Raw genomic sequence first — 15554 nt, 5'->3', positions numbered from 1 at the left:
CCCCCTGCCGGTCGCGCTACAATACGCTCTCCCCGACTCGATCCCCTTCCCGGCAACGCCGAGGCCCTCCGTCGGAGATGGCAACCCATGCCTGACTGGTTCCTCGACGCCCTCACGGACGCCCTCGGACTGCTCGCTCAGGCGGCGGCGACAGTCAGGAAGCAACCCGACGCGGGCCGACGGGCCTGGCTGTCGGATCCGAGCACCGCGGTCCTCGTCGTGCTCGGCGCCACGGTCCTCATCGGGGGAGGACGCCGCCTGTTGCTGGGCCTGAAGGCCCGCCGGGCGGTGCATCGGCTGGCCGACCCGGATGTCTCCCCCGGGGAGATCATCGACGCCTCCCAGCACGGGAGGGCCGGGCTGATCGACTTCTTCCGCCTGCTTGAAGAGGGCAAGTCGCCCGAGATCCGGGCCGCCGCCGCCCGGGCGCTGGCCGTCGTCTGGGGGGCCGACGACCTGATCCCGGAGGAGGAGAAGGCTGTCGTGACACGAGGGGTCGAGGTCCGGTGGCTGGGCCGCCGCCGCTACCCCCGAGGCCTGGCTCGCCCGTTCTCCCTTCAGGTCCGCTGCGCGCTGCCCTTCCTGGAGCACCCGATCGGGGGGATCTCCCCCGGGCAGATCGAATGGTCGTACCGGGTCGCCGGCTCTCGTCGGGCCTCGCTGGAGGTTCCCAGCGACTGGAAGGCCGGCCCGATCCTCGCCCAAGTGCCGATCGAGCCGGCCGACTTTCCGGAGAACGGCCCCCATCGGCTCGTCTTCCAGGCGAGGGCCCGGACCGTCGGCCTGACCAGCTCCTGGGAGGTCGACCTGCCCCACGTCCCGTTCGGCTTCGAGTTCGACCCCCTCCTCCGCGTCGACTCGATCCTCGGGCCCCCCGACGAGGATCGAGCCGCCGCGATCTCCTCCCTCGTGCGAGCCCGGATCGCCGATCCGACGACCGCCCCCGACGGCACTCCTCCCCGGGGCCTCCCGGACGGGGGCATTCTGCCCCTCGGCCCAGACCTGGCGATCCACCGGCCCCCGAGCATCTGGGTCGACGGCCCGCTCCCCTGCGACCTGGCGCACCGGGTCTTCCTCGAGATCGAGGGGGTCGCCGGCCGCTGGGAGGGCTCCGCTCCCCTCGTCCTCGCCTCTTCCTCCGGGCCCTCTCCCGGGGAGCCCCACCAGCACGAGATCGGCGTCCTCTCCCCCGACGGGGCCCGAGGCCCGGATCGGGCCGGCTCCTACCGGGCCCGATTCGTCCTGGAGCCGGACCCGGAAGCCGCCTGGGCGCATCCCGACGTCCGATCCCTCTGGCCCCGGCCGATCGTCACCGACTGGCTGGAGATCCGGGTGATTCGCCGCTAGCCCTCCCCCCGGCCTTCCCTCAGCCTGGCCCGCTTCCCGATCGCCAGCCGGGCCGCCACCGAGACCGCGGAGATCAGGCTCGACGTGCTCGGCTCCCCTCGGCCGACCAGGTCGAAGGCCGTCCCGTGCGCCACGCTCGTCCGGATGATCGGCAGCCCGAGCGTCACGTTCACCGCCCGGGAGAAGCCGATCGTCTTCAGCGCCACGTGCCCCTGGTCGTGGTACATGACCACCACCGCCTCGAAGGCCCCCTCCAGCGCCCGGGAGAACAGGGTATCGGCGGAGATCGGCCCCTCGACCCGCACCCCCTCGGCCCTCGCCCGGGCGATCGCCGGGCCGATGATCGTCCGCTCCTCGTCGCCGAAGAGCCCGCCTTCTCCGGCGTGAGGGTTCAGCCCGGCGACGCCGATCCGGGGCGAACCGCCCTCGACGAGCGGTCGCATCGCCTCGTCCGTCAGCAGGATCTTCTCCAACACCGAGTCGACCGTCAGCAGGGGGAAGACCTCCCGAAGCGCCACGTGCAGGGTGGCGTGGACGACCCCCAGCCCGAGGGGAGCCTCCGGCCCCGGGGGCAGGTAGAGCATCATCGCGTGCCTGGTCGCCCCGCAGCGATCGGCCAGGATCTCCGTGTGTCCCGGAAAGGGCACACCCGCCTCGTGCAGCGAGAACTTGTTGATCGGCAGCGTGGTGATCGCATCCACCCGACCGGCCATCGCCAGGTCGATCGCCCGGACCAGGAACGCGAACGACGCCCGGCCCGCCCTCGGATCGACCTCCCCCTCCGGCACCCCAAGCACGTCGACCCCCGGCACCTCCAGGCAGGGGATGATCCCTGCTCCCGGCGCCGCCTCCTCGGGCTCCCGGATCGGCCGGACCTCCTGTTTGGCCCCGCTCCTCGACACCTCCCGGCGCAGGACCCCGGCATCGCCGACGACGAAGGGCCGGGCCAGTTCCAGCAGCCTGGAGCCGGCCCAAGCCCTGGCGATCACCGCCGGGCCAATCCCCGCCACGTCCCCCATCGTCAGGGCCACCGTCGGCCGATCGTCCGCCACGGGCGTCCGCTCCCCTCAGGGTGTTCAGTGCGTCTCGATCCGGCGAGGCTCGGGGCCGGTCGGGATCGGCCCCTCGTCCCCGGCCGCCTCGACCGGGTCGGCGTACTCGACCGGCTCGGCCGTCGGGGTCCGATCGGCCTGGTCCTCGCAGCCGGCCGCGACCAGCAGCGCGACCCCGATCACGGTCAGTCGGATCATGATGCCGACCCTCCCCCAGTGCCCTCGAATCGCCTCGATCCCTCCCGGCCGATCCTCCCGATCGGCCCCCGCTCCCATCATAGAGGCCCTCCCCGTCCCCGGCGACGGCTTCTCCCGGGGCAGGGCAGGGGCCCCGGGCCCTTCGGGACCGCCTCCGGCCAGGCCGGGAAGCTCGGGATCGGCCTCGGAGATCATCGTCCGAGGCTCCGGCGTTCTCGTCTCCCGAAAAGACGGAACGCCGAGCATCGCCTCCGCGCTCTTCGCTCGAACCGTCGATCCACGCCCCCGATCCTCCCGACGAGCCGGGTGAACTCGACCCCGGACGGAACGACTCCGGGCTCCGGAGCTGTCCCATTCCCGGCCCATTCGGGTATGATGATCGGGAGCACCACGGCCGACCGGGCCCCGCCCCATCCCGAGCGCCGCACCTCCGTTCCCGGTTTGACCCCCGCCCGAGGGCAAGACCTCGAGGCCCGGACCGTTGCGAAGCCGGACCACCATGCTGAACTCGGCCCTGAAAGACCTCGTCACCGCCCGGATCCTGCCCAACGTGCAGATGCCCGCCCAGTATCTCGGCGGCGAGCTGCACAGCGTTCGCAAGGACCACCGCGAGGCCCGGGGATCGGTCTGCATCGCCTTCCCCGACACCTACGCGATGGGTATGAGCCACCACGGGCTCCAGGTCCTGTACAGCATCATGAACGCCTCCGGCTGGGCCTGCGAGCGTGTCTTCGCTCCCTTGCCCGACTTCGAGGCCGCCCTCCGAAATCACGGCCTCCCCCTCTACGGCCTGGAGACCTTCACGCCGCTGCACCGCTTCGACGTGCTCGGCTTCACCCTCCAGTACGAGATCAGCTACTCGAACATCCTCACCATGCTCGACCTCGGCGGCATCCCCCTGCACGCCGAGGACCGAGGCCCCGACGACACCCTGGTCGTCGCCGGCGGCCCCGGCGGCCAGAACCCCGAGGTCATCGCCCCGTTCATCGATCTGTTCGTCCTCGGCGACGGCGAGCCCAGCCTCCCCTTCCTCTGCGAGCAGTGGAAGGCGATGCAAGGGTCCGGGAAAAGCCGGGAGGACAAGCTCGCGGCGATCGCCTCCCAGGTCGACTGGGCCTACGTCCCCCGCTTCTACGAGCCGATCTACAACGATCAAGGAATCCAGATCGACACCGTCCGCACCCGGGACGACGTCCCCGAGTCGATCCGGCAGTGCGTCGAGACCGACCTCGACGCCTCCCCGCTGCCGACCCGTCCGGTCGTCCCCTTCGTCCAGACGGCGCACGACCGCATCGCCATCGAGATCATGCGCGGCTGTCCCTGGCAGTGCCGCTTCTGCCAGAGCACGACCATCAAGCGGCCGCTGCGATACCGCACCGTTGAAACCATCGTCTCGGCGGCCCTGGAAACGTACAAGAACACCGGCTACGACGAGATCAGCCTGCTCTCCCTCTCGACCAGCGACTACCCCCGGTTCGAGGAGCTGGTCACCCGGATGAGCGAGGTCTTCACCCCGCTGGGCGTGAAGATCTCCCTGCCCAGCCTTCGGATCACCGAGATGCTCAAGAAAATCCCGGCCCTGCTTCAGGAAGGCCGGCGATCGGGCCTGACCCTCGCCCCCGAGGTCGCCCGGGACGACATGCGCGAGCAGATCCGCAAACCCGTCAAGAACCAGGACCTCTACGACGGCTGCCGAGAGGCCTTCCGCCGAGGCTGGCGCAAGGTCAAGCTCTACTTCATGTGCGGCCTTCCCGGCGAGCGCCCGGTCGACCTCGACGGCATCGTCGAGATGGCCGAGACCATCTCCCGGATCGGCAAGGAGGAGACCGGCCGCTTCGCCGACGTGACGGCCAGCGTCTCCAACTTCGTGCCCAAGTCGGCCACGCCGTACCAGTGGAACGGCATGAGGCGCCGAGAGTACTTCGAGTGGGCCCACCGCTATCTCAAGGCGAAGGTGTCGCTGCGATCGGTCCGCATCAAGTGCCACGACATCGAGACCAGCCTGCTCGAAGGCGTCCTCACCCGGGGAGACCGCCGGCTGGCCCCCGCCCTGGAGGAAGCCTGGCGACGGGGAGCCCGGCTCGACGCCTGGCGAGAGCACTTCAACCCGCAGCTCTGGTGGCAGACCTTCGAGGACCTCGGCGTCGACCTCGACTTCTATGTCCACCGCACCCGGGGAGTCGACGAGGTGCTCCCCTGGGACCTCATCCGCATCAAGAAGGGCCGAGACTACCTGGCCAAGGAACAGGGGCGCTCCGTCGTCCAGCTTGAGGCCATGGCCGGAGCCGTCTGAGCTCCCCCGTCCTCCTCCCCGCTCCTCAGGAGACGATCGATGGCCACCGAGGCGACGCCCCCGACGGAGCCCGAGCCCCGCTCTCCCGAGGAGTCCTCGGAGAAGGCCCCCGGCAAGGGGAGGCTCAGCCCCTGCCGGAGGGAGATCCTCGCGTCGACGCCTCCCGACGCCGTCATCGGCCTCGTCCCCGGGAACGGGACGCGCTCCCCGGGCGCCATCGAGCCCGGGACCGGCCCCTCCTCCGGCCGAAGCCGCTCCCCTGCCGTCATGACCGATCGGGCTCCCGGTCCGGTTCGAGGCGGCGCCGCGTTCCGTTTCCGAAACGCCCGGCGGCAAGGAAACCAGGTCGGCGGGCCATCGCCGCCGATCGAGAGGGATCTCGACGTCGAGGTCGATTCCCCGAGCGACCGGCCCGGCAAGATGGGAAGAACGGCCGCCGATCGCCCCGGCGCCGGGACGCCGAGGGGCTGGGGCCTCGGCCCGGAGGAGCGATCGCCTGGGATCGACCGGCCCGGGGCCCTCTCCCCGGCCGCCCCCCTCGGCGGCCAGGCCATCGAGGCCCCCCCCCAACCGCCCGGCTCCCGCACCCCCGCCGCCGAGTCCTTCGCCCGGGGCGGCGACCGCCCCTCCCCCCCTCGGAGCACGCCCGCGATGGCCGAATGGGAGAAGAAGACGCTCCAGCTCGAGGAGGGCCACGGCGGGCTCGCCCGGCCAGGGTACAACGTCCTCGTCGCTGACCGCGGCGCCGTCCGGTTCGACTACCCCGAGGACTGGGTCATCGTGCCGGCCGAGACGGGGTCGATCCGGCTCCACGACCGCCTGCCCCCCGACGACGACTGCACGCTCCAGATGACCGTCTTCCACCTCAACCCCGAGGTGGACTGGAGCAGCCTTCCCCTGAGGCCGCTCATCGAGAAGCTGCTGGAGGACGACGCCCGGTTCGTCCTCGACCGGGGAGAGGTCGTCTCCTTCCGCCGAGGACGGCTTGAGGTCGCCTGGTCCGAGATCCGCTTCATGGACCCGAGCGAGGCCCGGCCGGCCTACTCGCGCACCTGCATCGCCCGATGCCGGGAGATCCAGCCGCTGATCACCTTCGACTACTGGGAAAGCGACGCCCGACGATGCCGGGAGGTCTGGGAAACCGTGCTGGCCACCCTCCGCCTCGGCGAGACGATCACCGAGCCCGAGATCGGCCCCGACCGCCTGGATCACCGCCTCGACCGCGGAGAAGGGACCGGCCCCGGGCACGCTCCCCCCTGACCCCGGCGGTCGGGATCCCCTCCTCGGGCTCGATTCCCGCCGCCTGCTCCCCATCCCGGTGCGATCGGTCCGATCTCCCCGGCCCGCCCGGGCCCCGATCCCGACGTTCTCCCCCCAGCCTCCTCGTTCCCGACCACCGATCGCATGACCGACCCGCCGCCCCGGACCTCCTCGAGACGAGACCGCCTGGCCTGGCTGCTGCTGGCGATCGGGCTGGCCTGGACGGCGGCGCTGCGGGCTCCCCTGATCCTCCATGCCCGGGATCATATCGACAGCGACCTCGCCGTTGACGGGATTACTCTCATCGACGCGGTCGAGGGCCGATGGCGCTGGCACTACCCGGGGACGCCGCACATCGGCATCCCCCCGGTGCTGCTCTCGTATCCCCAGGCGATGATCTGGGGACCGGGACCGATCGCGCTGGTCGCCGGCGGAACGGTGGCCTGGCTGCTCGTCGTGGCGGCGACCTTCGCCCTTGCCCGTCGGGCGTTCGGTCCGGGAGTGGCGGCCTGGTCGCTCGCTCCCCTGGTCTTCTCGAGCGTCGGCACCGTCTGGCTCTCGGGCCGGATCACCGGCGGCCACCTGCTCACGCTCGCCTGGCACACCGCCGCCCTGCTCGGCCTGGTGTCGATCGCGGCGCGGGGAGGGGCGGTCCGGGCGATGCTGCTGGGCCTCTGGTGCGGACTCGGGTTGTATCTGGATGCGATGTTCCTGTTCACGTTGCTCGGGATGGCGCCGGCGGCGGTCGTCTCGTGGCGATCGGGAGGGTGGTCGCAGGCCGGGCTCGCGACGGCGATGGCGTTCGCCGTCGGGCTGGCGGTCGGGGCGGCCCCGGGGGAGATCGGCCGTCGGGTCGACCCGTATGACCCGTACGGCGAGCAGTTCGCCCCGATCTTCCGTCCCGACGTGATCGCCGAGCACGCCCGCATCCTCGGCCTGGAGTGCCTGCCCCGGCAGATTTCGGGGTACGAGTTGCCCGAGCTGAGAGCGACGCCGGAGGCCCTCACGCCCAACGGCCGGCCCGCCCGCCTCCTGGAGCGGTCCGGGCTCCCGGCTCCCCTCGCCGGGATCGTCTCGGCGCTGACGCTCGGCCTGTTCGCCGCGTCGCTGGCTCGCCTCCAGGTCGAGGTGAGGCGGGGAGGGGGAGGTGGGCGGCTGGCCGCGATCGCGAGCCTGGCCTCGGCGGGGCTGATCGTCTCGGCATTCCTGATCAATCGGAACATCTTCAATTCGGACAATTATCGCTATCTGATCTACCTCCTCGTCCCCTGGTCCCTGGGATTCGGGCTGCTGGCCGAGTCGCTGTCCCGGCGGGGGATCGCCGGGCGGCTCCTGGCGGCGGGGCTGGCGATCGGCCTGGCGGTGGCGTCGACCGGCAGCGTCCTCGCCTGGTACGACGGGCTCGGCTGGCTGGGGGTCGGCCCGGAAGATCAACCCAACGGAACGGCGACCGTGACCGCGATCGCCCAGGTTCCCGGCTCCTCGTCCGCTCGACGGGTTGAGATCCCGCTGCCCCCCGGCGCGTCGCACCTGTATGGCGACTACTGGGACGTCTACCGCGCCGCCTTCCTCTCCGGGGGGAGGGTGGTCGGCGTGCCGTTCCCCACCTACCCGAACCGGTTCGAGGGCTGGTCGAGCGGCCTCGGCCCGGGCCGAGGGGCGCTGCTGGTCCTCGACCCGACCGGGGACTGGCGGGCGATGCTCGCCGAGTCGTGGCGCCGAGAGGGGCGCGACCCCGGCGAGTTGCACCAGCTCTCGATTCTCTTCCCCTGACGCCGAGCACTCCCGACCGTGGCGACCGCACCAACCGAAGCCGATCGGAACCCCTTCCTGAACTGGTTCCCGGCCCCCCCGCCCTGGGGAAAAAAAGATGCGCTGGCCCTGTTCGCCTGGACGGCGGTGATCGCCGCCTTCTTCTGGGACCTCGTATCCCTTCAGGCCGCGCTCTTTTATTTCGATGTGACGGAAATCAACCTGCCGTACCGCGACTTCTTCGCCGACGAGCTGAAGGCGGGGCGGTTCTCGCGATGGCACCCAGGCCTGTATTGCGGCATGCCGCTGTACAGTGAAAGCCAGGCGGGATATCTGCATCCATTGAAGTACCTGCTCTACCCCTGGCTGGAGACCTGGCAGGCCTTCGGCCTGGACACGGTGCTGTCGGTCTGGCTGACGGGCCTGGGGGCCTTCGGCTGGCTGAGGAGGCATGTCGGGCCGGCCGGCGCGCTGACCGGGGCGGCGATCTTCGGCCTGAGCGGGTTCCTCTGGGCGCACCTGATCCACACGAGCATGGTCAACGCGATGGTGAGCGTCCCGCTGGCGGTCTGGGGGCTGGAGTGCGCCTGCGATGGCGGCCGGCTCCGAGGCGTGGCGCTGGGGGCGCTGGCCCTGGCCTGCCAGATCTTCGCCGGGCACTTGCAGGACTTCCTTCTGACAAGCCTGCTGATCGGAGCGTATGGGGCGTATCGGGCGGGGATCGAGCGGGGCGCCCGGAACCGGCTGTTCGCCCTGGGGGCGGCGGCGGCGATCCCCGTGCTGGGGGCGGGCCTGTCGGCCGTGCAGTGGATCCCGTCCAAGGAGCTGCTCGATCGCTCCCCCCGGGCCGAGGGCCTGACGTGGGAGGGCCTGACTTACGGCTCGTGGAGCCCGGAGCTGCTGCCGACGCTCGTCCTCAGGGAGGCTTACGGCACGAGAGCCCGGGACACGGACTGGATGGACGGGTTCTACCCGTACCATGAGATGAACACATACATGAGCGTCCTTGGCCTGGGCCTGGCGGTCCTCGGGCTGGCGGGCCGCCGAGACCGGTGGGGGGCCTTCTGGCCGATTCTGGCGACGGTGGGATTCCTGCTGATGCTGGGCCGGTTCACGATCCTGCTCGACCATGCCCACGAGATCCCGGTGCTGGGGAGTTCCCGGATCCCGGTGCGGTTCCACCTGTGGGTGTCGCTGGCCGTGGCGGCGCTGGCGGCCATCGGAACCGATCGCCTGGCCAGGCCGGGGGCGGTTCGGCTGCGGTGGGCGGTGCTGACCCTGGCGGCGCTGGTGGCCGCCTCGGTCCCGATCATGCTGGTCGTCTACGCCCCGGCGTTCCAGGTGCCCGATCCCTGGCCGAAGCCGTACCACCAGGACCGCTATCGGTGGCTGGGCGAGGAGCTGATCGAGGCGGGGCTCCGGACGGCAACCCTGACGGCGATTGGCCTGGCCCTGGCGGCGACGGCGGCGAGGACCTCCGGACGGCTCCGGGCAGCTGTCGCGGCGGGCTTGCCCCTGGTGGTGATCGCCGACCTGCTGGGGTCGCACTGGCACGATGTCGCCACAATCGACCCGGCCTACTGGACCAAACCGCCGGCCAGTGCCGAGGCCATCCAGGCGGATCCGGAGCACCAGCGGGTGATCGGGTTCGCCCGGTTCTCGGCCGGGGAGCCCGGGTACGCCTCGACGGAGATCGACTTCATGGCCGTGCGCGACACGCTGGCCTGGAGCCTGCCGCCGGTGTTCGGGATGAGGTCGGTGATGGGGGAGACGCCGATGATCCCCACCCGCTGGAAGCGGTTCATGGATGCGACCAACGGCAATCCGCAGCAGGCGGCGGTGGCGGGGGCCTCGCACATCCTGAGCGGCTATCCCGGCCGGATCGCCGACTGGCCCCCGGCGGAGATGATCGGGACGGCATATGTATTCACCAATCCCGAGCCTCTGCCTAGGGTCCGGCTGATGGGACGGCCGGAGTACTCCTCGGACGAGGACGAGGCGGTGGCGGCGCTGGTCCGGCTCGGGGAGGAGATCCGGGATCGGGTGGTGGTCGAGGACCCCGATCGGCCGCTGGCCCCCGACGCCGAGGCGTCGGGAGTCGCGGAGCTGGTCGAGGAGCGGCCGGAGCGGCTGGTGATCCGGACCCGATCGGACGGGGACGCCTACCTGGTGGTGGCCGACACCTTCGATCCGGGCTGGTCGGCGACCGTGGACGGGGAGCCGGCGGCGATCCGGCCGGCGTTCGTGAACTTCCGAGCGGTCTTTCTGGAGAAGGGGGAGCATGTGGTCGAGTTTCAGTACCGCCCGGCCGGGTTCCGGCTGGGGCTGGCGGTCTCGATCGTGGGCGCCCTCGTGGCGTTGGGGATGCTCCTCGCCCGCCGTCGGGTGGCCTCGCCGGGGCCGGGGCACGGCCTCCTGGGATGGCCAGGCTGGTGGCCCTGGGGGATGCTGCTGGTGGCGGGGGGGATCGTCGCGGGGTCAGCGGTCTCCGTCGGGCCGGGGGGAGTCGGGGTGCATCCGAGGTGGTCGGAGGGCCTCCACGGCTTCACCTGGGGGGCGGGCCTGGAGGCGATGCAGCGGGAGCCGATCGCCGGCCCTCGATGAGCGAGCCGAGCCGGCAAGGCCCCGACCAGACGGCTCAGTCCCTCGTCACGCCAAGCTTGCGCGCGACCGCCTCGCGCATGACCTCCACCGGGGCCTCCCGCCCGGTGAACAGCGTGAACTGAAGCGCGGCCTGACGCACGAACATATCCACACCAGACACTGTCTTGCACTCCCGTTCGCGGGCGAGCTTCAGGAACATCGTGTTCTCGGGGTGGTAGATCGTGTCGAAGGCGACCATCCCGGCGCGGAAGGCGGCGGGGGGGACGGGGGTTTCGTCCAGGTTGGGGTACATGCCGACGGGGGTTCCGTTGATCAGGATGTCGCAGGGGGTGCTCGCCCGGGCGGCCCAGGAGACGTGCCGGCAGCCGATCTCGGACGCGACTCGGGCGGCGCGCTCGTCGTCGCGGTTGGTCAGGGCGACACCGGCGCCCCGACGAACCAGGCCGTAAGCGATCGTTCGGGCGACGCCGCCAGCTCCAAGAATGAGCACTTGCTTGTCCACCAATACGCTGTTCTCATCACCGGGGGAGCCGCCAACGGCCTCTTCCAGCACCCCCAGCGCGGCGTGGTAGTCGGTGTTGTGGCCGGTCCAGACCCCGTCCTTGATGACGACGGTGTTGCAGGCCTTCAGCCGCTCGACGGCGCCGTCGACCTGCTTGAGCATCGGAAGGATCGCCTCTTTGTGCGGGATGGTGACGCTCAGGCCTCGGAGGTCGAGCCAGGAGAGCGTCTCCAGCGACGGCCGGAGCTTGCCGCTAGGAATCAGCAGCGGGACGTAGACCGCGTGCAGGCCGAGTTTCTGGAAGGCGGCGTTGTGGACCGCCGGGCTGAGGCTGTGGGCGATGGGGTCGCCGATGACGGCATAGACGAGCGAATCTTTGGTGATGCGGTTGTAGGCGTAGTCGCGGCGGAGCTCGTCGAAGCTGAGCATCCCCGGGGCGAAGGTGCGCTCGGGGTTGAAGCCGGCGTAGGTGAAGGGGGCGCCGTACTTGCGGCCGAGGATCCGGGTGAAGACGCCGAGCGGGCCCATCGCCAGCCCGATCGTCGGCACTGACTCGGAGGACCGGGCGGCGGTCTCCAGCACCCGGGAGGCGTCGGAAACGGTCTTGGCCATGGTCGCGATCTTCACAATGTCGGCGTTGGCCTCGCGGGCCTGCGCGACGATCGCGTCGAGATCCTCGGGAGTTTCCCGAAAATTGTGGTAGCTGACGATCCGCTTGGTCTTGCCGAAGCGGGGGATCGACCGGGCGATGTCGACCTCCAGGTCGACGTAGTCGACACCGGCGACGATCGCCTCCCGAATCAGGAGCAGGCGTTTCTCCTCGTTGCCGCGCCAGAGGCCGCCGTCGGCTCCGCGCCGGATGGTGAAGACCAGTGGGGTGGGGCGGTCGCTCAGGAGGCGCTTGAGGTTGATTTCGCTGCGGAGGCAATCGACGCGCAGCTCGACCAGCTCGGCGCCGGCCTCGGCGGCCTGCTTCCACTCCTCCAGGAGCGTGCGGTGTCGGCCTCGGCCGAGGGTGACGCAGATCATCGGGAGAGGCTCCAGGGCAATCGGGACGATCGGTCGCTCAACACGAGGATCGGCCTGGGCGGCGGGGATGGTCGCGCCCGGATGCCGACGGTGATGAAGATTCCTCCAGGATACGAGCGAGCGAGCGGGCGAGGAAGCGGGGGGAGGGGAATGAACATGGCGGATAACTGATGGCTGATGGCAATGCCCGGAGCGAGGAACGCTCGGATCGGCTGCGGGCCCGCGGGGTCCGGGGGATCAGACGCGGCCGAATTGCTTCTCCAGTTCCTGCTTGGTGAAGACCAGAGCGGTGGGGCGGCCGTGGGGGCAGTGGTGGGCGTCGGTGACCAGGTGGCGTCGGGAGAGCAGGGCGGCGATCTCGTCGGGGGAGAGGCGCTGGCCGGCCTTCACGGCCGCCTTGCAGGCCATCAGGCTGAGGACGTCGTTGAGCACGGCGTCGGCCGAGGGGGGGACGGGGCGGCCGACAAGCTGTTCGGCCAGGTCCCGGAGCAACCGGGACGGGGAGACGGCCCCGAGCATGGCCGGCACGCTGCCGACCAGTACCGTGCCGCCGCCGAAGGGCTCGACCTCCAGCCCGAGCCGGGCCAGGACCTCTCGCCGATCGAGGACCTCCGCCGCCTCGTCGGCCCCCAGCTCGACCGGCTCGGGGACCAGCAGGCGCTGGGACTCGACTCCGCCGAGCCGGACGCGGTCCTTGAACTCCTCGAAGAGGATCCGCTCGTGCAGGGCGTGCTGGTCGATCACGACCATGCCGTCCTCGGTCTCGGCGATCAGGTAGCTGTCGTGGACCTGGATCGCCCGCGGGGGGAGGCGGGAGAGGTCCCCCTCCTCGATGCCCCGGGAGGCAGTGGCCTCGATGGTCCCGGGTGCGGTCTGCTCGGCGGTCGAGGGCTCGGTCGGCGTCGGGGAGCCGGGGGAGGGCTCGGCCTCGGAGACCGGGTCGCCGAACTCGTCGAACCGGAGAGACGGGCCGGTCGAGGGATCGGGGCGGGGGGGAAGAGCCTTGGCCCACTCGGGCTCCTCCCGGCGGGGGAGGTCGGCGATCGGGGAGGATGAGGGGGGCGATCCGGTCGTCGAGGGGGGGGGGAACCAGGAGGCGACCATCTGGCGGTCGGTCGGGCCGGGGCGGAGGGCGAAGTCCTCCGACCCTCCCCGAGCCAGAGCGTTCCCCTCGAGGGGGCCGGGAGGAGAGGGATCGGGGCGGGAGGAGGGGGCCTGGAGTCGGCCGTGCAGGTCGCTGGTGAGGAAGGTCTGGCGGACCGTCCGCAGGAGCTGACCGTAGATGCGCTGGGAGTCCCGAAACCGGACCTCGACCTTGGTGGGGTGGACGTTCACGTCCACCTCCTCGGGGGGAAGCTCCAGGTGGAGGAAGGCGACCGGGACCCGGCCGACCATGAGCAGGCCGCGGTACGCCTCGGAGAGCGCGTGGCCAAGCGAGCGGTCTCGGACGTATCGGCCGCCGACGAAGAGGTACTGGCCCTTGGCGCTGGACCGGCTCTGCGACGGGTGGGCGACGTATCCCCAGAGGTGGATGCCGTCGACCTCGCTCTCGACCCACAGCAGCGACTCGGCCAGCTCCCGGCCGAAGAAGACGGCGACGCGGTCCTTCAGGCCGGTGACGGGAGGCAGGTCGTAAAGCGTCTTGGAGCCGGACCGGAAGGTCAGGTGGAGGGTGGGATGCGCCAGGGCGATCCGGGTGAACATCTCGGCGACGTGGCCGGCCTCGGTCGTGTCGCTCTTGAGGAAGGAGCGGCGGACGGGGGTGTTGAAGAAGAGGTTGCGGACCTCGAACACGGTGCCGACCGGGCCTCCGCAGTCCCGGATCTCGGCCGGAACGCCCCCCTCGATCAGCAGCTCGGCGCCGACCTCGGTGGCGGCGGTGCGGGACTGACACCGGACTCGGGACACCTCGGCGATCGCGGCCAGCGCCTCCCCTCGAAAACCCAGGGTGCGGACGTGGTGCAGCTGCTCGGCCTCTCGGAGCTTGCTCGTCGCATGCGGGCGGAAGGCCAGCGGCAGATCCTCCCGGGCGATGCCGCAGCCATCGTCGGCCACCCGGATGAGATCCTTCCCCCCGCGCTCCACGGCCAGCTCCACCCGCGTCGCTCCCGCGTCGATGGCGTTCTCCAGCAACTCCTTGACCACGCTCGCCGGCCGCTCCACCACCTCGCCCGCGGCGATCTGGTTGACGACCGACGTCGGCAGTTCCCGGATCACTCCCATCGACACCCCTCCTCTCCCGTTCGTCTCCCGCCATTATACACTGTGACTCTTTGTACAGATCGATGACGAACGGGAGTCCGACGGGGACGGTTGAGCCGGACGATCGGTTCGGCCCTTCGGACGGTTCAAGACGCGAGCCTTCCCGCGTTCCGGGCCCGGGGCGCCGATCGTCCTCGAACTCGGGAGGGCCCGAGCCGGGACGAGCGAGGGGTTCTTGCCCGGGTTCTCCCATCGGTGACGGCTCGATGGTTGGCCAGGCCGGGCTCGGGGCGGCCTCCCGATCAAACCCCTGCCGGGACCGGGGACGACACGACCCCACTCTCTGGGGCCGCAACCTGTTGCGTCGCTCGGAATCGGGATCACCTGGACTCGAGAAGACGTTGGCAGGGGGGAACGGAGCCTCCTGGGTCGGGGGCGGTCCTGCTCCTGGACGCTTCGTCGCCGCGCTCAACGCCGATCGCGCCGTTTCCTCGGGCCGTGATCCCCCGTCTCGGATCGAACCGGTGCGCGCGCCGAAGCGGAGGGACCGGCCCCCGACCCTTCGACTCAACCTCCTGATTCGTCGTGGCTTCCGACGACGAATCGCTCTCCTCCGCATGGTCTGGTTGGCTTCGCTCCGTTGTCGGAACGGTCTCGGCGAGGGTCGCCGGGGCCGGATCGCGGACGAACCCCGGCGGCGCGGGGTCGGAATCAACCTCCCGCCACCACCCTCCCCCAACCGGGGCCCGGGGCGTCTCCCCGATCTCCGCCGCTTCCCTGGCAATCGCCAGCAACTCCCGACGGCGGCGATCCCGCAGGTTCAGGAAGAGCCGAATCGCCGCCAGGCAGGCCCGGTCGGCCGCCGACTCGTACCGATGCCGCAGCTGCCCCTCCTGCGACGTATCCGCCGCCGCGGCGCGGCGGGCGACCGCGGCGCGCTCCGGCCCCTCCACCTCGCGCCACGAGGCGTCTCGGAGCGCTCGCAAGCGCTCGATCTGCCGAGCGATGACCGCGCGCAAGGCCGCTCGGATGGCGTCCGGATCGGTCTGGGCGGGAGCGTTCTCCGCCTCCGAGGGGCCCACTCGCAGGGCGGAGGCACCGAACGCGCTGGGTTCCGCGGAACCGACCGAGACGGCCAGGGTCCAGAGCGTCTTCGCGTCCTCTGCCGCGTCTGGTCCCGGAGGCCCCCCGGGCAGCCCGAACATCGCCATCGCCCACGCCCGATCGCGCCCGTCCCAGCGCGAGCCCAGGCGAATCTGACTATCCAGCCGCCGCCAATGCCGGATCAGCCAGTCGCAGCCGAACGCCGTCGCCT

Annotated in this window: 10 protein-coding genes; 5 read left to right on the top strand and 5 right to left on the bottom strand. The window is 71.1% G+C overall.

Annotated features, from left to right (window positions below):
* The first annotated feature begins 87 nt into the window (after positions 1–87).
* Complete coding sequence (locus TsocGM_RS19035) at positions 88–1347, top strand: hypothetical protein (protein WP_126727049.1); 1260 nt, start codon at positions 88–90, stop codon at positions 1345–1347.
* Here the strand turns inward: TsocGM_RS19035 and pdxA are convergent.
* Positions 1344–2399 (bottom strand): 4-hydroxythreonine-4-phosphate dehydrogenase PdxA, encoded by a 1056-nt coding sequence (pdxA, locus tag TsocGM_RS19030; protein WP_233579031.1) that lies wholly within the window; start codon positions 2397–2399, stop codon positions 1344–1346. The genes TsocGM_RS19035 and pdxA overlap by 4 nt on opposite strands.
* 24 nt (positions 2400–2423) lie before the next feature.
* Positions 2424–2597: a hypothetical protein gene (locus TsocGM_RS26165; RefSeq protein ID WP_158633632.1), complete on the bottom strand. Its 174-nt coding sequence runs from the start codon at positions 2595–2597 to the stop codon at positions 2424–2426.
* Positions 2598–3096: 499 nt separating this feature from the next.
* Here TsocGM_RS26165 and TsocGM_RS19025 point away from each other — a divergent pair, with 499 nt between their 5' ends.
* The 4 genes from TsocGM_RS19025 to TsocGM_RS19010 all read left to right on the top strand — a co-directional run bounded on the left by TsocGM_RS19025 (position 3097) and on the right by TsocGM_RS19010 (position 10506).
* On the top strand, positions 3097–4890 hold the full coding sequence (locus TsocGM_RS19025) for a TIGR03960 family B12-binding radical SAM protein (RefSeq protein WP_126727083.1): 1794 nt from the start codon (positions 3097–3099) through the stop codon (positions 4888–4890).
* A gap of 39 nt (positions 4891–4929) precedes the next feature.
* A complete protein-coding gene (locus TsocGM_RS19020; protein ID WP_126727048.1) occupies positions 4930–6150 on the top strand; it encodes a hypothetical protein in 1221 nt (406 codons plus the stop codon).
* 144 nt (positions 6151–6294) lie between these two features.
* Positions 6295–7923, top strand: a complete 1629-nt coding sequence (locus TsocGM_RS19015) for a hypothetical protein (protein WP_126727047.1) — start codon at positions 6295–6297, stop codon at positions 7921–7923.
* A gap of 18 nt (positions 7924–7941) precedes the next feature.
* Positions 7942–10506 carry a YfhO family protein gene (locus TsocGM_RS19010; RefSeq protein ID WP_233579028.1) on the top strand — a complete coding sequence of 855 codons (2565 nt, stop codon included), beginning with the start codon at positions 7942–7944 and terminating at the stop codon, positions 10504–10506.
* A gap of 34 nt (positions 10507–10540) precedes the next feature.
* Here TsocGM_RS19010 and aroE read toward each other — a convergent pair whose 3' ends face one another.
* The 3 genes from aroE to TsocGM_RS26160 form a co-directional block, all read right to left on the bottom strand.
* Entirely contained in the window at positions 10541–12037 is a 1497-nt protein-coding gene (gene aroE, locus TsocGM_RS19005) for a shikimate dehydrogenase (protein ID WP_126727046.1), read from the bottom strand.
* A gap of 237 nt (positions 12038–12274) precedes the next feature.
* Positions 12275–14260, bottom strand: coding sequence for a DNA mismatch repair endonuclease MutL (gene mutL / locus TsocGM_RS19000; RefSeq protein WP_126727045.1), 1986 nt, complete (start codon positions 14258–14260; stop codon positions 12275–12277).
* Between the two features lie 359 nt (positions 14261–14619).
* Positions 14620–15554, bottom strand: a 935-nt coding sequence (locus tag TsocGM_RS26160; protein WP_158633631.1) for a hypothetical protein, incomplete at its 5' end; no start/stop codon positions are given.

This window comes from Tautonia sociabilis, assembly GCF_003977685.1.
Classification (GTDB): domain Bacteria; phylum Planctomycetota; class Planctomycetia; order Isosphaerales; family Isosphaeraceae; genus Tautonia; species Tautonia sociabilis.
This window is presented reverse-complemented; position numbering and strand designations above follow the sequence as displayed.